Consider the following 21,095-nt stretch of genomic DNA (forward strand, 5'->3'; position numbering starts at 1 on the left):
TATCACGATGGATTTTTCTTTAACTGAAGAACAAGAACTGCTGCTGGCCAGTATTCGCGAACTGATTACGACTAACTTTCCGGAAGAGTATTTCCGCACCTGCGATCAAAACGGGACATACCCGCGTGAATTTATGCGGGCACTGGCGGATAACGGTATTTCCATGCTTGGCGTGCCGGAAGAATTTGGTAGTATCCCTGCGGATTACGTCACCCAGATGCTGGCGCTGATGGAAGTGTCAAAATGCGGTGCTCCGGCATTTTTGATCACCAACGGTCAATGTATTCACAGTATGCGCCGTTTCGGTTCTGCAGAGCAGCTACGTAAAACGGCAGAGAGCACCCAGGAAACGGGTGATCCCGCCTATGCCCTGGCGTTGACGGAACCAGGTGCTGGCTCAGATAACAACAGCGCCACCACCACTTACACGTGTAAAAACGGCAAGGTTTACATCAACGGACAGAAAACCTTTATTACCGGTGCGAAAGAGTACCCATATATGCTGGTGTTGGCGCGCGATCCTGAACCGAAAGATCCCAAAAAAGCCTTCACCCTGTGGTGGGTCGACTCCAGTAAGCCCGGCATTAAGATTAACCCGCTGCATAAAATCGGCTGGCATATGCTCAGCACCTGCGAAGTCTATCTCGACAACGTGGAAGTTGAAGAGAGCGACATGGTGGGCGAAGAAGGAATGGGTTTCCTCAACGTGATGTACAACTTTGAGATGGAGCGCCTGATCAACGCCGCGCGCAGCACCGGCTTTGCCGAGTGTGCCTTTGAAGATGCCGCTCGCTATGCCAACCAGCGTATCGCTTTTGGTAAACCCATTGGTCATAACCAGATGATCCAGGAAAAACTGGCGCTGATGGCGATTAAGATTGACAACATGCGCAACATGGTGCTGAAAGTGGCATGGCAAGCCGATCAGCATCAGTCACTGCGCACCAGCGCGGCGCTGGCAAAACTGTATTGCGCACGTACCGCAATGGAAGTCATTGATGATGCGATTCAAATCATGGGCGGTCTGGGCTATACCGATGAGGCGCGCGTCTCTCGCTTCTGGCGTGATGTCCGTTGTGAACGTATTGGCGGCGGTACAGACGAAATTATGATTTACGTAGCAGGTCGGCAGATCCTGAAAGACTATCAGAACAAATAATCTGCAGGCGGCGCAGCTTCTTAACAAAGTGCGCCGCCAGATTTACCCGGCAAGACTTACCGGTTGAGGAAATTCAGATAAGATTTCTTGTTCCGCAAAACAGTTTTTAAATTGCCTGCGGTAATCGCTGGGAGAACAGCCGACATGGCGCAAAAACAGTTTGGCAAAGTGATCGACATTTTCATAACCCACACGCCAGGAGATCTCTGCCTGTGATAATTCAGTATTAGTGAGTAACCATTTCGCTTCCGTCATACGCCGTTGAATAACATAGTTAATAGGGGAAATACGATACTCTTTGGTAAATTCATGGCAAATATAACTGACGCTGGCACGAAATTTTTTCGATAACTGTTCTAAAGTGATTTTTTCGCGATAATTATTATTCAGATAGAAAAGAATATCTTTTATCAGAACATCTTTTTTAATATACCCCTGCTCCGAACGATAAGCATTTTTAAAGTTTTCGTAGTAAAGAATTGCTAATGTATAGGCAAATGCATCCCATAACGAAGATGTTTGGCTATTTTTACTTTGCGGCAAAATCACACTTAGCTCATTAAATAAGGTTTTAATGACTTCTTTTCCCTGCCCTGCGGAAATTACCGGGCAAGAATGCGGTTGCAGTAGCTGATTTTCCTCAGCCCCCTGAAACTGAAAGCCGTACAGCGCACAGGTACACGTCGTTGCCGGATCGTTAACGTCAGAGGCCACCGCATGCAGCCTGCCGCGTTCTATCACCACTATATCATCTGCATGCGCGACATATAACGAAGAATCGATGGTAAACCTTGCCACCCCTTTCTTGACGTAAATCAGCTCGGTTTCATTGTCATGAACGTGATGTCCAGACTCCCATTTTGGATCATCGCTAAATGCAAAACGTGAAAGCCGTGGCGTTTTACCGGCGACAAACAGCGTTTCACTGGCATTATCAAAACAGCGTTGATACATGACAACCTCCCTATTCCATGAGCAAGCAAAAACAATATATGCCGGATAAAATACGGCGTGTATTGCGGTTATACAAACGCGTTTAGCGAGAGCTAAACAAGATTATTTACACTGAATGCAAGATTGTACGGTCATGGAATAACTATATTGCCGCAAATTGCACTTTTGTTTTAGCGATCGCATTTTTTTTGCAAGATTGTTGGCAAGGAAAACAGCTTGCTCCGTCGAAAACCCCGCACCGCTATCGCACACTATTTTCAGGCCATTTTTACCTTCCATCGGAGATGGTTCCGTATGCGACTCACAGGAGAAATCATGAAAATAATAACCTGCTTTAAGCTGGTGCCTGAAGAACAGGACATTGTTGTCACTCCAGAATATACCCTGAATTTCGACAATGCCGACGCCAAAATCAGCCAGTTCGATCTCAATGCCATTGAAGCTGCAAGCCAGCTTGCAACAGATGACGATGAGATAGCCGCGCTGACCGTTGGCGGCTCATTGTTGCAGAACTCGAAAGTGCGCAAAGACGTGTTATCCCGCGGGCCGCACAGCCTGTATTTGGTGCAGGATGCGCAACTTGAACATGCACTGCCTCTCGATACCGCAAAAGCGCTGGCGGCAGCAGTTGAAAAGATCGGCTTCGATTTACTGATCTTTGGTGAAGGTTCCGGCGACCTTTATGCCCAGCAGGTTGGCTTGCTGGTCGGAGAAATTCTGCAACTTCCGGTGATTAATGCAGTGAGTGCTATTCAGCGTCAGGGCAATACACTGGTGATTGAACGCACGCTTGAAGATAACGTTGAAGTTATTGAACTCTCTGTTCCAGCCGTGCTCTGCGTCACCTCCGATATTAACGTGCCACGCATTCCTTCGATGAAAGCCATTCTCGGCGCGGGTAAAAAACCGGTAAATCAGTGGCAGGCAAGTGATATTGGCTGGAGCCAGAGCGCACCACTTGCTGAACTGACCGGCATTCGCGTACCGCCGCAAACAGAACGTAAGCACATCATTCTCGATAACGATTCGCCGGAGGCCATTGCCGAGCTGGCGGAACATCTGAAGAAAGCCCTGAACTGAAGCCTACGGAGAAGAAACGATGAGTCAATTAAACAGCGTCTGGGTCTTTAGCGATAATCCTGAACGTTATGCTGAACTGTTTGGCGGCGCTCAGCAATGGGGCCAACAGGTGTATGCCATTGTACAAAATACCGACCAGGCGCAGGCAGTTATGCCTTATGGTCCAAAATGTATTTATGTTCTTGAGCAAAACGACGCGCTGCAACGCACTGAAAATTACGCCGAAAGCATTGCTGCTCTGCTGAAAGATAAACACCCCGCTATGTTGCTACTGGCCGCGACGAAACGTGGTAAAGCGCTGGCAGCACGGTTAAGTGTGCAACTGAATGCGGCGCTGGTGAACGATGCCACGGCGGTGGATATTGTCGATGGTCACATTTGCGCCGAACACCGGATGTATGGCGGGTTAGCGTTCGCTCAGGAAAAGATCAACAGCTCGCTGGCGATCATTACCCTTGCACCCGGTGTTCAGGAACCGTGCACCAGTGATACCTCTCATCAGTGCCCGACAGAAACGGTACCTTACGTTGCTCCGCGTCATGAAATTCTCTGTCGCGAACGCCGTGCGAAAGCCGCAAGCAGCGTGGACCTGAGCAAAGCAAAACGTGTGGTTGGCGTCGGTCGTGGTCTGGCGGCGCAGGATGACCTGAAAATGGTCCACGAACTGGCGGCGGTGCTGAATGCTGAAGTCGGCTGTTCACGTCCAATTGCCGAAGGCGAGAACTGGATGGAGCGTGAACGTTATATCGGTGTCTCCGGCGTGTTGCTGAAATCCGATCTCTACCTGACGCTGGGGATCTCCGGGCAGATCCAACATATGGTTGGCGGCAACGGCGCAAAAGTGATTGTCGCCATCAATAAAGATAAAAATGCGCCAATCTTCAACTATGCCGACTACGGTCTGGTGGGCGATATCTACAAAGTCGTCCCTGCCCTGATTAGCCAGTTGAGCCGCTAATTCCCCTTTCAACCACATCTCCCGCTGTAAACGCAGCGGGAAGGGAGCATAACGCATGTCGGATGACAAATTTGATGCCATTGTGGTCGGTGCGGGCGTTGCTGGTAGCGTTGCCGCACTGGTCATGGCGCGAGCCGGGCTGGATGTCCTGGTGATAGAACGCGGCGACAGTGCCGGATGTAAAAACATGACCGGCGGGCGTCTTTATGCCCACACACTTGAAGCAATCATTCCAGGCTTTGCAGTATCAGCGCCGGTAGAACGCAAGGTCACACGCGAGAAAATCTCCTTCTTAACCGAAGAAAGCGCCGTTACCCTCGATTTTCACCGCGAGCAACCAGATGTTCCGCAACACGCATCTTATACCGTATTGCGTAATCGTCTGGACCCGTGGTTGATGGAACAAGCCGAGCAGGCGGGCGCACAGTTTATCCCGGGCGTTCGCGTCGATACGCTGGTTCGTGAAGGAAACAAGGTCACTGGCGTGCAGGCTGGGGATGATATTCTCGAAGCGAATGTGGTGATTCTGGCTAATGGCGTTAACTCGATGCTTGGCCGCTCGCTGGGAATGGTTCCCGCTTCCGATCCGCATCATTACGCTGTTGGTGTTAAAGAGGTTATTGGCCTCACACCAGAACAGATCAACGATCGCTTTAATATTACGGGCGAGGAAGGTGCCGCCTGGCTGTTTGCCGGTTCCCCTTCTGACGGCCTGATGGGCGGGGGATTTCTCTATACCAACAAGGATTCCATATCCTTGGGGCTGGTTTGTGGATTGGGTGATATCGCCCATGCGCAAAAAAGCGTGCCGCAAATGCTGGAAGATTTTAAACAACACCCCGCCATTCGCCCGCTGATTAGCGGTGGCAAACTGCTTGAATATTCCGCGCATATGGTGCCGGAAGGCGGTCTGGCAATGGTGCCGCAACTGGTTAACGAGGGCGTGATGATCGTTGGTGACGCCGCAGGCTTCTGCCTGAATTTGGGTTTTACGGTCCGCGGCATGGATTTAGCCATTGCATCGGCTCAGGCTGCCGCCACAACGGTGATCGCCGCCAAAGAACGCGCGGATTTCTCCGCCAGCAGTCTTGCGCAATACAAACGTGAGCTGGAACAAAGCTGCGTCATGCGTGATATGCAGCATTTTCGCAAGATCCCGGCGCTGATGGAAAACCCGCGCCTGTTTAGCCAATACCCACGAATGGTAGCCGACATCATGAACGAGATGTTCACCATTGACGGCAAACCAAACCAGCCGGTACGCAAAATGATCATGGGACACGCGAAGAAAATTGGGCTAATCAACTTGCTGAAAGATGGCATTAAGGGAGCAACCGCGCTATGAGCCAGAACACTACGGTTAACGTCGACATCAAATTAGGCGTCAATAAATTCCATGTTGATGAGGGCCACCCGCATATCATTTTGGCGGCAAATCCCGATATCAATGAATTTCAAAAATTAATGAAAGCCTGCCCTGCCGGACTTTATAAGCAGGATGACGCCGGCAACATTCATTTTGATTCTGCCGGTTGTCTGGAGTGCGGCACCTGTCGGGTGCTGTGCGGTAACACTATTCTCGAACAGTGGCAATATCCCGCAGGCACCTTCGGTATTGATTTTCGCTACGGCTAATCATGCATCCCACAGGCCCGCATCTCGGGCCTGATGTTCTGTTTCGAGAGTCCAAAATGAAAGTGACATTAACGTTTAACGAACAACGTCGTGCGGCGTATCGTCAGCAAGGGCTATGGGGCGATGCTTCGCTGGCCGATTACTGGCAGCAGACCGCTCGTGCGATGCCAGACAAAATTGCCGTGGTCGATAATCATGGAGCATCGTACACCTATAGCGCGCTCAATCACGCCGCGAGCTGTCTGGCAAACTGGATGTTAGCGAAGGGTATTGAATCAGGCGATCGCATCGCATTTCAACTGCCAGGCTGGTGTGAATTTACCGTTATCTATCTTGCCTGCCTGAAAATCGGTGCGGTTTCCGTACCGCTGTTGCCTTCCTGGCGGGAAGCAGAACTGGTATGGGTGCTCAATAAGTGTCAGGCAAAAATGTTCTTTGCACCGACGTTGTTTAAACAAACGCGTCCGGTAGATTTAATCCTGCCGCTGCAAAATCAGCTTCCACAACTACAACAAATTGTCGGCGTGGACAAACTGGCTCCCGCCACCTCTTCCCTCTCATTAAGTCAGATTATCGCCGACAATACCCCACTGACCACGGCGATAACGACCCACGGCGATGAATTAGCTGCGGTGCTGTTTACCTCCGGAACCGAGGGTCTGCCAAAGGGCGTGATGCTAACGCATAACAATATTCTCGCCAGTGAGCGGGCTTATTGCGCGCGGCTGAATCTGACCTGGCAGGATGTCTTTATGATGCCTGCGCCACTCGGCCACGCAACGGGCTTTCTGCATGGCGTAACGGCACCATTCTTAATTGGCGCTCGCAGCGTGTTGTTAGATATTTTCACTCCTGATGCGTGTCTCGCGCTGCTTGAGCAGCAGCGTTGCACCTGTATGCTCGGCGCAACGCCGTTTGTCTATGATCTTTTGAATTTACTAGAGAAACAACCCGCAGACCTTTCAGCGCTGCGATTCTTTCTTTGCGGCGGTACCACAATCCCCAAAAAAGTGGCGCGTGAATGCCAGCAGCGCGGCATTAAATTATTAAGTGTTTATGGTTCCACAGAAAGTTCGCCGCATGCGGTGGTGAATCTCGATGATCCTTTGTCGCGCATTATGCACACCGATGGTTACGCTGCCGCAGGTGTAGAGATTAAAGTGGTCGATGACGCACGCAAGACCTTACCGCCAGGTTGCGAAGGTGAAGAAGCCTCGCGTGGCCCCAATGTGTTTATGGGATATTTTGATGAACCTGAATTAACCGCCCGTGCGCTGGATGAAGAAGGCTGGTATTACAGCGGCGATCTCTGCCGTATGGATGAGGCTGGCTATATAAAAATTACCGGACGCAAAAAAGATATTATTGTCCGCGGCGGCGAAAATATTAGCAGCCGTGAAGTGGAAGATATTTTATTGCAGCATCCTAAAATTCACGATGCCTGTGTGGTTGCAATGCCCGATGAACGTTTAGGTGAACGATCATGCGCTTATGTCGTGCTGAAAGCGCCGCATCATTCATTATCGCTGGAAGAGGTGGTGGCTTTTTTTAGCCGTAAACGGGTCGCAAAATATAAATATCCTGAACATATCGTGGTAATCGAAAAACTACCGCGCACTGCCTCAGGTAAAATACAAAAGTTTTTGTTACGGAAAGATATTGTTCAACGGCTGGAACAATCATGCGTTGAGGCATAAGTCATAAATAATAAAGCACCTTATACGCAAGGTGCTTTATTCAATCCCGATTAACCACGTCCGACATATGGCATATTATTTGCCATAATCGTTATTTCCAGCACATTCGTGGTTACTGGCAATTGGGCCATCATCTGAATGGCTGCTGCAACATCAGCAACATTCATCATATCTTCCGCTTTAATAGCGCCATCTGCCTGATAAACGCCCTTACGCATCCGATTCGATAATGTCGTTTCCGCATTGCCGATATTAATTTGCCCGCAAGCGATATTAAATTTGCGACAATCCAGGGAAATGGCCTTGGTCAACCCGGTAACAGCATGTTTCGACGCCGTGTATGGCGCAGTATAGAGGCGCGGCGTCAGTGCGGAAATCGACGCATTGTTAATAATACGTCCTCCCATTGGCTGCTGCGCTTTCATAATTTTAATCGCCTCTTTCGAACACAAAAATGTCGAGTGAATATTGGCGTTAAATACGCGTATCCACTCAGTAAACTCAACCTCTTCAATACTTTTTGCCGGACTATTATTGCCCGCATTATTGAACAAGAGATCCAGTCGACCAAAACGAGCCTTAATCTCGGCAAATAGTGCAACGACAGCGGACTCATCCGTTACATCAGCAACCAGAGGAATAAAGCGTTCCTTGGCTAATTCTTGTGCACATTGCTGTAAGGTTTCTTCGTTACGCGCGGCAACAATAACAGTATATCCAATGTCATAGAGCGCCCTTGCTGCCGCGTAGCCGATACCTTTACTTCCCCCTGTCACCAGGGCAATTTTTGTCATAACCAGCTCCACCTATAATAGACTCATGTCGATTTTCACGACTGTTTTTTTGATTTTCTCCACGTTATCGACTTTATAACATGCCCGATGTACCTCTTCCGGGAAGACCACCACAAACTGTCCTGGTGTCAACGTGATTATCCGATCATTAATACGTTCATCAGCATAAAAAATAACGTCACGGTCGCCCAGGTGGCTTTCTACAACCGAGTTTTCGCCATCATCAAAATCCACACAAATCCGCTCTTCTCCGGCAATTAAGAAATGGACATCAAGATATTTACGATGAACTTCTGGTCGGCATTCATGTAGTGGTTTAGTCATCGGTTCAACCACGGTATAAAAAATTGAGTCATCCTGAATAAAAACCTTCTCCCCTACAGGAACACTATTCAGATCATGTTGTGAAAGATACTCAATGACACGAGCGATAACAGGATGAAATGTTCGTTTTTGTTGTTCACTAAGATAAGTGATATCACCATAAATCATATTTTCCGCCTTATTGAGTAACAGGGGTAATAACTGGCTGTCCGCTAAAGAAAGCCTGTAAGTTATCAAAAACCAAATCCGCCATCGCATTAAACGTTTCGCTCGTACCACTGGCGATATGTGGCGTAAGGACAACGTTATCCAGCGACATTAATTGTTCTGGCACATGTGGTTCGTTGGCATAAACGTCCAGTGCCGCACCAGCAATTATGTTATTTTGCAGAGCATCAATCAGATCAGTTTCGTTCACCACTGAACCCCGGGAAATACTGATCAAATGCCCGGTCCCCCCCAGAGCCTGCAGCACAGTTTTGTCAATAACGCCGCGTGTACTTGCCCCGCCTGGCAGCGTCAGAACGAGGAAATCCACCGCTTGCGCCAGAGAAACCAGCGAATCATGCGCCGTCCATCCAGGTTTGTTATGCGGTTTTGGGTCGAAATAGTGAATTTCCATTTCAAATGCTGCTGCACGGCGGGCTACAGCGTTACCAATGTTCCCCAGACCAACAATTCCGCAACGCTTACCACTCACTTTCGTCGCCATCGGGAAACGCCCTTCGTTTGGCCAACGGCCGTCACGAACATAACGATCGGCAATGTTAATACGTCGGGCAACATTGAGTAACAACGCCATGCCAATGTCTGCAACACAATCATTAAGCACGCCAGGGGTGTTGGTGACGATAACGCCATGCTCCCTTGCTGCCACGATATCAATAGGGTCATAGCCCACACCGTTGCTGGCAATAATCTTCAGATTCGGAAATTTTTCAATGAGCGCCCGAGAAGCTCCCATTACCGGATTACCACTGGTCACCAGCGCCTGAATATCCGGCGCGATCTGCGTGTAAAAAGCGTCTGCGTCGGTCAGTTCCCACAGGCGATATGCGGTGAAGGTAGATTCAACTTTAGCCATTAAGCGGTCGCTTAATTTGCCGACGATCGCCACCTGAATATCTTTTAAGTTCATACACTATTCCTTGATTGATGTTTGCCGCAGACCACTTACCACAGGCCAAGAATTTTCCACCACACCGCCCCCAGTCCGAACCAGATGACAATGTTCAACAACATGACGATAAAGCCCAGCCGCCACCATTCTCGTTGCGAGACATAGCCTGCGCCGTAATAGATCACTGCGGGTCCGTTGCCATAATGCGAAATGCCGCTCATCAGGTTAGTGACGAACGCCAGTGACAGAGCTGCCATCATCGGCGGTGCGCCTGCAGCAACCGAGACGCTGCCAAAAGCGGCATACATCGCCACTACATGCGGCGTACTTCCGGCAAAGAAATAGTGGGAATAGCAGTAAACTATCAGCAAAACCGTCAGTGTTATTTCCCAGGGAATGCCGGTGAACAGCGCCGAGGTTGTGACGGCAAACCATTTGAACAGGCCAAGCTGATTGAGCTTATCTGCCATACAGATCATGACTCCCAGCCAGACCAGAATGTCCCAGGCCCCCTTCTCTGACTGCACATCCTGCCAGGTGATAATCCGGGTCATCAACATTAAACAGACGCCGGAAAGCGCGACAGCCGTCGCATCCAGGCCAGTCCATTTCGATGTACTCCAGGCCAATAATGAAAGCAGGAAAATGCCAATCGTCACGCGCTCATCACGGGTTACCGGCCCCATTTTGATAAGTTCTTCCTGTGCCAACGCTTTGGCTTCTGGCGTCTTTTTGATCTCTGGCGGGTAAAGTTTGTAAATGACCAACGGCATAGTGATAAAAGCGATAATGCCCGGTACCAGTGCACTTAGCGTCCACATCCCCCATGAGATATCAACAAATAAGGTGCTGGCCGCCAGAGATACAATTAGCGCATTTGGCGCGCTGGCCGTCATAAACATCGAGGATGAGAGACAGTTGGAATGGAACACCGTCTGCATCAGATAAGCGCCGATTTTACGCGGCCCTTGATCCGGTTCAGATCCAAAGCTGTTAGAGACACTGCGAACAATCGGGAACAAAATCCCCCCTGCTCGCGCTGTGTTTGATGGCGTTGCGGGCGCGATAATCATATCACTTAGCGCTAAGGTATAACCCAGACGCAACGAGCTGCCGCCAAATCCGCGAATCAGTAAATAGGCGATACGTCGTCCTAACCCCGTTTTGATGAATCCTTTCGCGTACAGGAATGCGGCGACAATAAGCCATACCGTGGTGCTGCTGAAACCTTTTAAGGCTTCGCTGGTTTTCATCATGCCGGTAAGCATAATAAAACTGATGGCTATTAACGCGATAGCGCCTACCGGCAACGGTTGCAGAATAAACGCCACCACAGTGGTGATGAATATTGCCAGAATGTGCCAGGTTAAGGGTGTTAACCCGTCGGGGACGGGGGAAAACCATATAGCGAGTGCGACAATCGCACAAATCAGGACTTTCAAATAGCAACTCATATGCAATCCCTGTAGCTGTTTCCCTCCGCTCGTGGAGGGAATTTATCCTGTTTTCTGTACAGCCAGACAAATCAGAAAATCGGCTTTAGTTCGAATAAATTCTCTGAATTACATAATCTGCGCTTATGTCTGAATAACGGTGCGGTAATTTTTCATAGCCATATCTCTTTTTATGCTGTGGTTGAAGACAGTATAAAAACGGGACTCGCCAGTGACTTCGTGCAATCCAACGAACTCTGGACGAAAAAATTACGCATATGCTTAAGGAAATTGACGAGTGGTCACATTCGACTTTGAGAAAAAATGGTATCGAGAATTATTCTGTGGAGAAGATCTCAAACGAATTAAAATCAGAAAGAACACCAGCCAATTATTCAGATGATGCTCGGAAGCTTTTTATATTGCACGAGCGCGTTTGCCTGAAGTAGGTTGTTAAAAGGTGGGGATATAGAAATGGACCCGGCGACAAAACGCCGCCGGGTATTTATTTTATTTCTTCAGTTCAGCCAGGCTTAACCAGGTTTGCACCACGGTGTCCGGGTTCAGAGACAGGCTATCGATCCCCTCTTCCATCAACCATGCGGCAAAGTCTTCGTGGTCGGACGGACCCTGACCGCAAATCCCGACATATTTGCCCTGTTTCTTCGCGGCACGAATCGCCATCGACAACAGTGCTTTCACCGCATCGTTGCGCTCATCGAACAGTTCAGACACCACGCCTGAGTCACGATCCAGACCGAGCGCCAGCTGTGTCATATCGTTTGAGCCAATTGAGAAGCCGTCGAAATATTCGAGGAACTGCTCTGCCAGCAAGGCGTTGGACGGAATTTCACACATCATGATGATTTTCAGCCCGTTCTCGCCACGTTTCAGCCCCTGACGCGCCAGTTCTTCAACCACCGCTTTCGCCTGATCTACGGTACGCACGAACGGGATCATGATCTCAACGTTGGTCAGCCCCATGTCGTTGCGCACACGTTTCACTGCTTCGCACTCCAGCGCGAAACAGTCGCGGAAGCTGTCGGAAACATAGCGTCCCGCGCCACGGAAGCCGAGCATCGGGTTCTCTTCATCTGGCTCGTAACGCTCACCACCGACCAGGTTGGCATATTCGTTCGATTTAAAATCAGAGAGACGGACAATGACGCGCTTCGGATAAAACGCGGCACCCAGCGTCGCGATCCCTTCAGTCAGACGACCAACGTAAAATTCACGCGGAGAATCAAAACCTTTCATCATCTCGCGGATTTCGTTTTGCAACTGCGGTTCCTGATCGTCAAACTCAAGCAGTGCGCGTGGGTGGACGCCAATCATACGGTTGATGATAAATTCCAGACGCGCAAGTCCCACGCCTTCGTTCGGCAGACAGGCGAAGTCGAAAGCTCGGTCCGGGTTACCGACGTTCATCATCACTTTCAACGGCAGATCCGGCATCGTTTCTACGCTGGAGCTTTTCACGCTAAATTCCAGCAACTCCGCATAGACGTAACCGGTATCACCTTCGGCACAAGAAACAGTGACGTTCTCACCGTCTTTCATCCGTTCTGTTGCATCACCACAGCCCACTACCGCCGGAATGCCCAGTTCACGAGCGATGATCGCCGCGTGACAGGTACGACCGCCACGGTTGGTGACGATGGCAGATGCTTTCTTCATGATCGGTTCCCAGTCCGGGTCGGTCATGTCAGTGACCAGCACGTCACCAGGTTCGATGCGGTTCATTTCGCTGATATCATGGATGACTTTCACCGGACCCGCACCGATGCGATGACCGATAGCACGGCCTTCGGCGATAATCTTACCCTGTGAATGCAGCGTATAACGCTCCATGACCTGACCGCGTGAGCGCACGGTTTCCGGACGCGCCTGCACAATGAACAGTTTACCGGTGTGGCCATCTTTCGCCCACTCAATATCCATCGGGCGACCGTAGTGTTTCTCAATTTGTACGGCCTGTTTTGCCAGTTCCTGCACTTCTTCGTTGGTCAGCGAGAAGATGTCACGCTGTTCCTGCGGTACGTCTTCGATTTTAACCTGCTTGCCGTGCTCCTGGGTCGGCGCGTAAACCATGCGGATTTTTTTCGACCCCATGGTGCGGCGCACGATAGCCGGGCGATTCGCCGCCAGTGTCGGTTTATGCACGTAAAACTCATCCGGGTTAACCGCACCCTGCACGACCATCTCACCAAGGCCCCATGCGGAAGTGATAAACACCACCTGGTCAAAGCCGGATTCGGTATCAATGGAGAACATCACGCCAGAAGATGCGAGGTCAGAGCGCACCATCCGTTGAACACCGGCGGAGAGCGCCACACCACGGTGATCGTAACCCTGGTGCACACGATAAGAGATGGCGCGATCGTTAAACAGAGAAGCAAATACATGTTTCACTGCCACGAGAACGGCGTCAAAACCCTGAACGTTGAGGAAGGTTTCCTGCTGACCGGCAAAAGAAGCGTCCGGCATATCTTCTGCGGTGGCGGAGGAGCGCACCGCAAAAGAGGCGTTTTCGTCATCGGCGGAAAGCTGTGCATAGGCTTCGCGGATGGCGTTTTCCAGCTCAGGCTGGAAGGGAGTGTCGATAATCCACTGGCGGATTTGCGCGCCCGCTTTCGCAAGCTGAGTAACATCGTCAATATCCGTTTTATCCAGCAGTTCATAAATGCGCTGGTTTACGCCGCTTTGGTCCAGAAACTGGTTAAACGCGTCGGCGGTTGTGGCGAAACCATTCGGAACGGAAACACCCATTCCGGAAAGGTTAGTAATCATTTCACCCAGGGAGGCATTTTTGCCCCCAACCCTGTCTACATCATTCATGCCGAGTTGGTTATACCAAAGCACCAGCGGTGACGAGCCATTGTTGGACATCGAACAATCCTTTTGTGATAAATGAACGGTTTGAGAAACACATTTCTGCGCATTTATCTTTGCATATTTAACCGGATGAAAAAAACGGTGAATCGTTCAAGCAAATATATTTTTTTACTTTTTAAGACTGATCCCAGCGTTGCGCAAATCTGCTCTCTTCGACAATTTCCACATAAACCATCGGTATAAACGAAACCATAAAAATGAAATGCTGTTTTCATAAAAAATAAAATTGAAGGTTCATTTTATAAACCAGACATAACGTTCTACGCTTCTGTGTGTTTTTAATTTATGCTTTCATAGAATTATGTCTGCATCACGGGAAGAACAAAATGGATAATGCTGTTGATCGCCACGTTTTTTATATTTCTGATGGTACGGCAATAACTGCGGAGGTATTAGGACACGCAGTAATGTCACAATTTCCCGTCACTATCAGCAGCATCACGCTGCCGTTTGTCGAAAATGAGAGCCGTGCACGGGCAGTGAAGGATCAGATTGACGCAATTTATCACCAGACAGGCGTGCGCCCGCTGGTCTTCTACTCCATCGTGTTGCCGGAGATTCGCGCCATCATCTTGCAAAGTGAAGGTTTTTGCCAGGATATCGTTCAGGCGCTGGTTGCCCCGCTACAACAAGAGATGAAACTGGATCCAACGCCGATTGCTCATCGTACCCATGGCCTTAACCCTAATAATCTCAATAAATATGATGCGCGCATTGCGGCGATTGATTACACCCTCGCCCACGATGACGGCATTTCGTTGCGCAATCTGGATCAGGCTCAGGTGATCCTGCTCGGTGTTTCTCGCTGTGGTAAAACCCCCACCAGTCTGTATCTGGCAATGCAATTTGGTATCCGCGCGGCAAACTACCCCTTTATTGCCGACGATATGGATAATCTGGTGCTACCCGCGTCGCTCAAACCGCTTCAGCATAAATTGTTCGGCCTGACTATCGACCCGGAACGTCTGGCGGCGATTCGCGAGGAACGTCGGGAGAACAGTCGCTATGCCTCGCTTCGTCAGTGCAGGATGGAAGTCGCGGAAGTGGAAGCCTTGTACCGTAAAAATCAGATCCCGTGGATTAACAGTACCAATTATTCGGTAGAAGAGATTGCCACCAAGATCCTCGATATCATGGGCCTTAGTCGCCGAATGTACTAGAGAACTAGTGCATTAGCTTATTTTTTTGTTATCATGCTAACCACCCGGCGAGGTGTGACACACCTCGCACTTGAAATCAGCAGCGATTGGTTTATCGTGATGCGCATCACTTCCCGGCAGTCCTGCCGTAGAAGCAACAAATTTCTGAGACTTGTAATGAACAGAACTGACGAACTCCGTACTGCGCGTATTGAGAGCCTGGTAACGCCCGCCGAACTCGCGCTACGGTATCCCGTAACGCCTGGCGTCGCCACCTATGTCACCGACTCACGCCGCAGAATTGAAAAAATACTCAATGGTGAAGATAAGCGACTGTTGGTCATTATTGGCCCCTGCTCGATCCACGATCTCACCGCTGCAATGGAGTACGCCACCCGTCTGCAGTCGCTGCGCAACCAGTACCAGTCACGGCTGGAAATCGTAATGCGCACCTATTTTGAAAAACCACGAACTGTTGTCGGCTGGAAAGGACTAATCTCCGATCCAGATTTAAACGGCAGCTATCGGGTAAATCACGGTCTGGAGCTGGCGCGCAAATTACTTTTACAGGTAAATGAGCTGGGCGTCCCAACCGCGACTGAGTTCCTCGATATGGTGACCGGTCAGTTTATTGCTGATTTAATCAGTTGGGGCGCGATTGGCGCACGTACTACCGAAAGTCAGATCCACCGTGAAATGGCTTCGGCACTCTCCTGTCCGGTAGGTTTTAAAAATGGTACCGATGGCAATACGCGGATTGCTGTGGATGCTATCCGCGCAGCCCGCGCCAGCCATATGTTCCTCTCGCCAGACAAAAATGGTCAGATGACCATCTATCAGACCAGCGGCAACCCGTATGGCCACATTATTATGCGTGGCGGCAAAAAACCGAATTATCATGCCGATGATATCGCCGCAGCCTGCGATACGCTGCACGAGTTTGATTTACCTGAACATCTGGTGGTGGATTTCAGCCACGGTAACTGCCAAAAGCAGCACCGTCGCCAGTTAGAAGTTTGTGAGGATATTTGTCAGCAAATCCGCAATGGCTCTACGGCGATTGCTGGAATTATGGCGGAAAGTTTCCTGCGCGAAGGAACGCAAAAAATCGTCGGCAGTCAGCCGCTCACTTACGGTCAATCCATTACCGACCCGTGTCTGGGCTGGGAAGATACCGAACGCCTGGTCGAAAAACTCGCCTCTGCGGTAGATACCCGCTTCTGAATGCGTGCCCATTCCTGATGGGATGGGCATTTCTGCGCAACTTGTTGTCTTCTCAACACATTACTGCTTGCTCTGGTCAGCCATAATATTGATAATAAGAATCATTGTTATATCAATTATTATTAATTTTTATGCGTTATACGGATAGCAGAAAACTCACGCCTGAAACGGATGCCAATCACAAGACCGCTTCCCCGCAGACTATTCGGCGAATTTCCAGCCAGACACTGTTAGGTCCGGATGGCAAACTGATTATCGATCATGACGGGCAAGAATATCTGCTCCGTAAAACTCAGGCTGGCAAGCTGCTGTTGACCAAGTAGCCTTTAACTCGAGCAGCTGACTTCCAGCCGTTTACCCCAGTCAGGTGGACGACTGACATAGTCATCATCTCTGTCGCTGAAAGGATTTCGCAACGCCTCATGCAGGCGGTGCAATTCCGTCATATCACCCTTTTCTGCCGCTTCAATCGCCCGTTGCGCCAACCAGTTGCGCAATACCAGAGCTGGGTTAACGCTTTGCATCAGTTGCTGACGCTCACTATCGCTAACCTCGTCTTGTTGCAAACGCCCTCGATAACGGGCAAACCAGTCATCAAATGCCGCACGATCAATAAACTCATCACGTAGCGGTGACGCCGCGCTGTGCTGCTCGGTCAGACTCAGCATGCGAAATGTGCGGGTATAATCGCTGCGCTCTCGCGCCATCAGACTGAATAATTCATTCAGTAGCGCGTTATCCTCTTTTTGCTCCGTGATGAAGCCCAGTTTCTGCCGCATCCGTTGTCCATAATGCGTCAACAAAACCTGCTGATAGCTGTCCAGGGCCTCATTCAGGGCATCTACGGCAACAAATGGTGACAATGTCTGCGCCAGACGCTGTAAATTCCACAACGCGACAGCAGGTTGATTATCAAAGCTATAACGCCCTTGATGATCCGAGTGATTACAAATAAAACCGGGTTCGTAATCATCAAGAAAACCAAACGGCCCGTAATCAAGCGTCAGTCCCAGCAGCGACATGTTGTCGGTATTCATCACCCCATGTGCAAAGCCGACCGTCTGCCATTGGGCAATTAACGATGCGGTACGTGCGACAACATCGTTAAACCAGAGACGGTATTTGTCCTCATCATCTTCAAGATGTGACCAGTAATGACGAATGGCAAAGTCAGCTAACTGACGAACCTTTTCCGGCTCGCGGCGATAGTAAAAATGTTCGAAATGACCAAAACGCAGATGACTTGGTGCCACACGCATCAGCATCGCGCCTGGCTCCACCGTTTCCCGATACACTGGCGAATCGCTGGTGACGATACTTAACGCGCGGGTCGTCGGAATGCCCAGATAATGCATCGCCTCACTGGCGAGACTTTCTCGTATCGTCGAACGTAAAACCGCCCGTCCATCACCCATTCGCGAATAAGGCGTCAGGCCAGCACCTTTCAGATGCCAGTCCATTGTAGTGCCATCAGCAAGCAGTTGTTCGCCGAGTAAAATGCCGCGCCCATCACCCAGTTGGCCCGCCCAGACGCCGAACTGATGACCACTGTAAACCTGCGCCAGTGGTGACATACCAGGCAGTAGGGTTTCGCCGCCCCAGACACCTGCGCCATTTTTAAACAGCGACGATGGAATACTCAGCGTGTTAGCGAGTTCGGTATTATGCCAAATCAGCCGGGCATTATTTAAAGGCGTAGGGGAAAGTGCTGTATAGGTTGCTGGCAATTCATCGCGCCAGCGGGTAATAAAAGACAGGGTCATAGATCCTCCTGTTTGATAGTGTAGACGGTTACTCTCGTCTTAAACACCAGCAAACAGGAGGGTTATCGCTGAACCAACGTCGTTATCTGATTTATAGGAACGGCAGGCCACAGGCATCCCTGGAGAGCATGGAAATCGAAGTGGGTAATCTGTGCCAATATTTCTGGCGTATCAATGCCCCCCGCGATGATGCAATTGCAACAAGGGGAAATTTGCGCCTGGATCGCACGAATAAACGGTTCGAAGGAGCGATGCGTGATTTGTTGCTGAATAAAACTTTTATCCAGCATGACGCGGGTGAAAAGACCATCAAAAACCGCTTTCATTGTGCTATTGCCTGCTCCCAAATTACCTAACACAAGGGGATACATTTGCGATAAGGACAAAAGATCGCGATTATCTTTTCCTTCATTGAGATGCGGGTAATTCTCATTAATCAACAGTTCAATAAACGGATATTTTAATAGTTCGCCCGCGTAATTATCCCTGTCTAATAATAATGTAGCCACTTGTGGCGTTAAATTAAGCCAGGCAAAGAGTTTATGTTGAATAAAAAAATGTTGGCATGATTTTAGTAATTCCAACTGCTCTGAAAATAATTGCCAATGTTGCTCCTCGGTAAGTTGCGCTATAACCCGACTCGTCGGGATACGAACCGTACCATCTTCACTGGAGAAATGGGTAATTAACTCAACGCCGACAAGGTCTTGCTGGTTATCTCTTATCGGCAGGAAATAGCAATCAGAATGATAAAGATTCTCCAAAAAAATCTTCATGGTAACCGTCCCTCTCGAAGGATGTTTTTCAGTATCCGGCTAAAAGGGATGAGGCCATAAGACATAACAATTACATAAGGAGTAACTTTCATTTGTTCCATGTTAACCACTTTTTCAGGGGTCCTTTTTTTAGATTATCCTGATTATAAACGAATAATCCATTTACGGAATTTTTGTCTGCAAAATACTACTGTATTCAGGAGTAAATGGACGGCGATGTATCATCACCGTCCATTTTTCGACATACTAGATTCGTCTCGCCTGCCAGAAATTTTTCTGCCAATAGACATTATCAAGTGAGGAACGCATCACTCCCTTGCTGGTAGAGGCGTGGATAAATTGGTTGTTGGTATCGTAAATACCTACATGCAAACCATTTTGTCCGGAACCCGTTTTGAAAAAGACCAGGTCACCAGGCAGCAACTCGTCTTTATCAATTTGCGTGCCGATAGAGGCTTGTTGTTTGGTTTCTCGGGGCAGCTGCAAATCGAAACGATCGCGCATCGTCACAACCACAAATCCCGAACAGTCCACACCGCGCCGCGTCATGCCACCATAACGATACGGCGTGCCATGCCAGCTTTGTAGCTGGTCGTTCAAACCGGCAATAACGGTAATCGAATCAGAAAGTCTGGCATTTGGCGGCGGTGCTTTATGGTGGCTACACCCGGCCAGAAACAGTGCTGTGATCAAAATAAGGCAGAAACGCATTCCGTACGGTTCCTCTGTTTTTTATTCTTGCATTAATTTAGCGTCGTAATTACCCGATTTTCAAGATACTAATGAAATCAGATGGTCGAAATCAGCATTCTGTGACCTTCGATATCCAGACGGCGAAAATTCATCCCATAGGCCTGCGCCAGATTTGGCGGCGTGAGCACCTCTTCTCTGCGTCCACTGGCCAGCATTTTTCCACCTTTTAGCAACCACGCCCGATGCGCATGACGCAATGTGTGGTTGAGATCGTGACTGCTCATCACAATCGCCAGTCCTTGCTGACACAGCGCGCTCAGAATTTTGTCTAACGCACTTTGTTGCGCAACATCAAGACTGTTCATCGGCTCATCAAGAAGCAGCAATTGGCCTGCGGGATTGGCTTGTGGTGTGATTTGCAGCACCACCGCAGCAAGACGTACGCGTTGCCATTCACCGCCGGAAAGTTGATTGGTGCTACGTCCGAGTTTGTCATCAAGAGCCAGCGCCCCTGCGACATCATTCAGTAGTTCGGTACGCGTTTTATCGTGCTGATGCAGTGTCAGGTAGTGCCAGACCGGCATTGCAAACGGCGGCGTCTGCTGTTGTGAAAGATAGGCGCGATGCAGCGCGAGTTTTGTTGCGGACCATGCTTCCAGTGGTTGCCCCGCGAACTGAATGCTTCCCTTACCGCTGGTCATTCCGGCCATTCGCGCCAGTAAGGTACTCTTACCCGCGCCATTCGGCCCCACCAGATGCAGGATCTCCCCAGCCCGAACCTCGCCAGAAAGCGGCCCCAGGCGGGTTGATTCCGCAACATCCTGTAACTGCATCACAATAGACATTATTTTGCCAACGCCAGTTTAATGCTTTCCATCACAATGGGATCTTCCGGCGTCATATCCGGGGAAAAACGCTGGATGACCAATCCGTCCCTGCCAACTAAAAATTTCTCAAAATTCCATAAAATATCATCAGGGTACAGCGGTGCACGACCTTTGCTGACCATACGGGCATAGAATCCGCTCTCTTCCGGCGCGACTGCGGTCGGCGCTGCGGCAATCAATTTTTGATACAGCGGATGGCGTCCTTCGCCATTAACTTCAATCTTACTGAACATCGGGAACGTCACCCCCCATGTGGTGGTACAGTAAGTTTTAATCTCTTCATCGCTGCCCGGTTCTTGTTCCAGAAACTGGTTGCACGGGAATCCCAGCACCACAAAACCTCGATCGGCCCAGGCTTTCTGAATATTCTCCAACTGCTCATATTGCGGCGTTAAGCCACACTTTGAGGCGACATTGACAATCAACAGCACATTACCGGCGTACTTCTCCAGCGTGGTCACTTCACCGTCGATATCTTTCACTACGGTCGTCAGAATGGAATCTTGCATCGTTTCTCCTGGGTGTGGTCAGTAAAAATCTTAGCTTTTAATCATAGACCGTCTT

The 21,095-nt window shown here is 49.6% G+C and carries 20 protein-coding genes; 9 read left to right on the top strand and 11 right to left on the bottom strand.

Going from position 1 to position 21,095, the window contains the following annotated elements:
- The first annotated feature begins 7 nt into the window (after positions 1 to 7).
- Positions 8 to 1,159, top strand: coding sequence for an acyl-CoA dehydrogenase (locus HUZ68_RS12190; protein WP_239593888.1), 1,152 nt, complete (start codon positions 8 to 10; stop codon positions 1,157 to 1,159).
- Between the two features lie 42 nt (positions 1,160 to 1,201).
- Here the strand turns inward: HUZ68_RS12190 and HUZ68_RS12195 are convergent, their stop codons facing one another.
- On the bottom strand, positions 1,202 to 2,113 hold the full coding sequence (locus tag HUZ68_RS12195; protein WP_097489808.1) for an AraC family transcriptional regulator: 912 nt from the start codon (positions 2,111 to 2,113) through the stop codon (positions 1,202 to 1,204).
- Positions 2,114 to 2,428: 315 nt separating this feature from the next.
- On the opposite strand from HUZ68_RS12195, the gene HUZ68_RS12200 reads away from it, so the two are divergent.
- The 5 genes from HUZ68_RS12200 to fadK are packed head-to-tail and all read left to right on the top strand — an operon-like array spanning position 2,429 to position 7,483.
- Positions 2,429 to 3,193 (top strand): electron transfer flavoprotein, encoded by a 765-nt coding sequence (locus tag HUZ68_RS12200; RefSeq protein WP_001549257.1) that lies wholly within the window; start codon positions 2,429 to 2,431, stop codon positions 3,191 to 3,193.
- A gap of 19 nt (positions 3,194 to 3,212) precedes the next feature.
- Positions 3,213 to 4,151 (top strand): electron transfer flavoprotein subunit alpha, encoded by a 939-nt coding sequence (locus HUZ68_RS12205; protein WP_000080709.1) that lies wholly within the window; start codon positions 3,213 to 3,215, stop codon positions 4,149 to 4,151.
- A gap of 55 nt (positions 4,152 to 4,206) precedes the next feature.
- A complete protein-coding gene (locus tag HUZ68_RS12210; RefSeq protein WP_115740035.1) occupies positions 4,207 to 5,496 on the top strand; it encodes an FAD-dependent oxidoreductase in 1,290 nt (429 codons plus the stop codon).
- The gene (locus HUZ68_RS12215; RefSeq protein ID WP_033814675.1) at positions 5,493 to 5,786 is read left to right on the top strand and encodes a ferredoxin family protein; all 294 of its coding nucleotides are present in this window, start codon (positions 5,493 to 5,495) and stop codon (positions 5,784 to 5,786) included. Before HUZ68_RS12210 ends, HUZ68_RS12215 begins: the two co-directional genes overlap by 4 nt.
- Positions 5,787 to 5,842: 56 nt before the next feature.
- Positions 5,843 to 7,483: a medium-chain fatty-acid--CoA ligase gene (gene fadK / locus HUZ68_RS12220; RefSeq protein ID WP_033814689.1), complete on the top strand. Its 1,641-nt coding sequence runs from the start codon at positions 5,843 to 5,845 to the stop codon at positions 7,481 to 7,483.
- 50 nt (positions 7,484 to 7,533) lie between these two features.
- Here the strand turns inward: fadK and HUZ68_RS12225 are convergent, their stop codons facing one another.
- The 5 genes from HUZ68_RS12225 to ppsA all read right to left on the bottom strand — a co-directional run bounded on the left by HUZ68_RS12225 (position 7,534) and on the right by ppsA (position 14,043).
- Positions 7,534 to 8,277, bottom strand: a complete 744-nt coding sequence (locus HUZ68_RS12225; RefSeq protein WP_000160968.1) for an SDR family oxidoreductase — start codon at positions 8,275 to 8,277, stop codon at positions 7,534 to 7,536.
- A 12-nt stretch (positions 8,278 to 8,289) separates the two neighbouring features.
- Positions 8,290 to 8,769, bottom strand: a complete 480-nt coding sequence (locus HUZ68_RS12230) for a NanQ anomerase/TabA/YiaL family protein (protein ID WP_000639093.1) — start codon at positions 8,767 to 8,769, stop codon at positions 8,290 to 8,292.
- A gap of 10 nt (positions 8,770 to 8,779) precedes the next feature.
- Positions 8,780 to 9,739, bottom strand: a complete 960-nt coding sequence (locus HUZ68_RS12235; RefSeq protein ID WP_021556864.1) for a 2-hydroxyacid dehydrogenase — start codon at positions 9,737 to 9,739, stop codon at positions 8,780 to 8,782.
- A 35-nt stretch (positions 9,740 to 9,774) separates the two neighbouring features.
- Positions 9,775 to 11,175 (bottom strand): anion permease, encoded by a 1,401-nt coding sequence (locus tag HUZ68_RS12240; RefSeq protein ID WP_001278076.1) that lies wholly within the window; start codon positions 11,173 to 11,175, stop codon positions 9,775 to 9,777.
- A gap of 489 nt (positions 11,176 to 11,664) precedes the next feature.
- Positions 11,665 to 14,043, bottom strand: coding sequence for a phosphoenolpyruvate synthase (gene ppsA, locus HUZ68_RS12245; protein WP_000069375.1), 2,379 nt, complete (start codon positions 14,041 to 14,043; stop codon positions 11,665 to 11,667).
- A 332-nt stretch (positions 14,044 to 14,375) separates the two neighbouring features.
- Here ppsA and ppsR point away from each other — a divergent pair, with 332 nt between their 5' ends.
- The 3 genes from ppsR (at position 14,376) to hemP (ending at position 16,735) form a co-directional block, all read left to right on the top strand.
- Positions 14,376 to 15,209, top strand: a complete 834-nt coding sequence (gene ppsR, locus HUZ68_RS12250) for a posphoenolpyruvate synthetase regulatory kinase/phosphorylase PpsR (RefSeq protein ID WP_000368046.1) — start codon at positions 14,376 to 14,378, stop codon at positions 15,207 to 15,209.
- A gap of 156 nt (positions 15,210 to 15,365) precedes the next feature.
- Positions 15,366 to 16,412, top strand: a complete 1,047-nt coding sequence (gene aroH / locus HUZ68_RS12255; RefSeq protein ID WP_028132268.1) for a 3-deoxy-7-phosphoheptulonate synthase AroH — start codon at positions 15,366 to 15,368, stop codon at positions 16,410 to 16,412.
- A gap of 131 nt (positions 16,413 to 16,543) precedes the next feature.
- Complete coding sequence (hemP, locus tag HUZ68_RS12260) at positions 16,544 to 16,735, top strand: hemin uptake protein HemP (protein WP_021577553.1); 192 nt, start codon at positions 16,544 to 16,546, stop codon at positions 16,733 to 16,735.
- 3 nt (positions 16,736 to 16,738) lie between these two features.
- On the opposite strand, the gene selO is transcribed toward hemP, so the two are convergent.
- The 5 genes from selO to btuE all read right to left on the bottom strand — a co-directional run bounded on the left by selO (position 16,739) and on the right by btuE (position 21,040).
- Entirely contained in the window at positions 16,739 to 18,175 is a 1,437-nt protein-coding gene (gene selO, locus HUZ68_RS12265) for a protein adenylyltransferase SelO (protein ID WP_077039212.1), read from the bottom strand.
- 62 nt (positions 18,176 to 18,237) lie between these two features.
- Entirely contained in the window at positions 18,238 to 18,951 is a 714-nt protein-coding gene (gene ydiV / locus HUZ68_RS12270; protein ID WP_097489804.1) for an anti-FlhDC factor, read from the bottom strand.
- 246 nt (positions 18,952 to 19,197) lie between these two features.
- Positions 19,198 to 19,662 carry a C40 family peptidase gene (locus HUZ68_RS12275; RefSeq protein ID WP_001209785.1) on the bottom strand — a complete coding sequence of 155 codons (465 nt, stop codon included), beginning with the start codon at positions 19,660 to 19,662 and terminating at the stop codon, positions 19,198 to 19,200.
- Positions 19,663 to 19,739: 77 nt separating this feature from the next.
- Positions 19,740 to 20,489, bottom strand: coding sequence for a vitamin B12 ABC transporter ATP-binding protein BtuD (btuD, locus tag HUZ68_RS12280; RefSeq protein WP_000029466.1), 750 nt, complete (start codon positions 20,487 to 20,489; stop codon positions 19,740 to 19,742).
- Positions 20,489 to 21,040, bottom strand: a complete 552-nt coding sequence (btuE, locus tag HUZ68_RS12285; RefSeq protein ID WP_001154187.1) for a bifunctional thioredoxin/glutathione peroxidase — start codon at positions 21,038 to 21,040, stop codon at positions 20,489 to 20,491. Before btuE ends, btuD begins: the two co-directional genes overlap by 1 nt.
- Positions 21,041 to 21,095: the final 55 nt, after the last annotated feature.

This window comes from Shigella dysenteriae (assembly GCF_022354085.1).
Taxonomy (GTDB): domain Bacteria; phylum Pseudomonadota; class Gammaproteobacteria; order Enterobacterales; family Enterobacteriaceae; genus Escherichia; species Escherichia coli.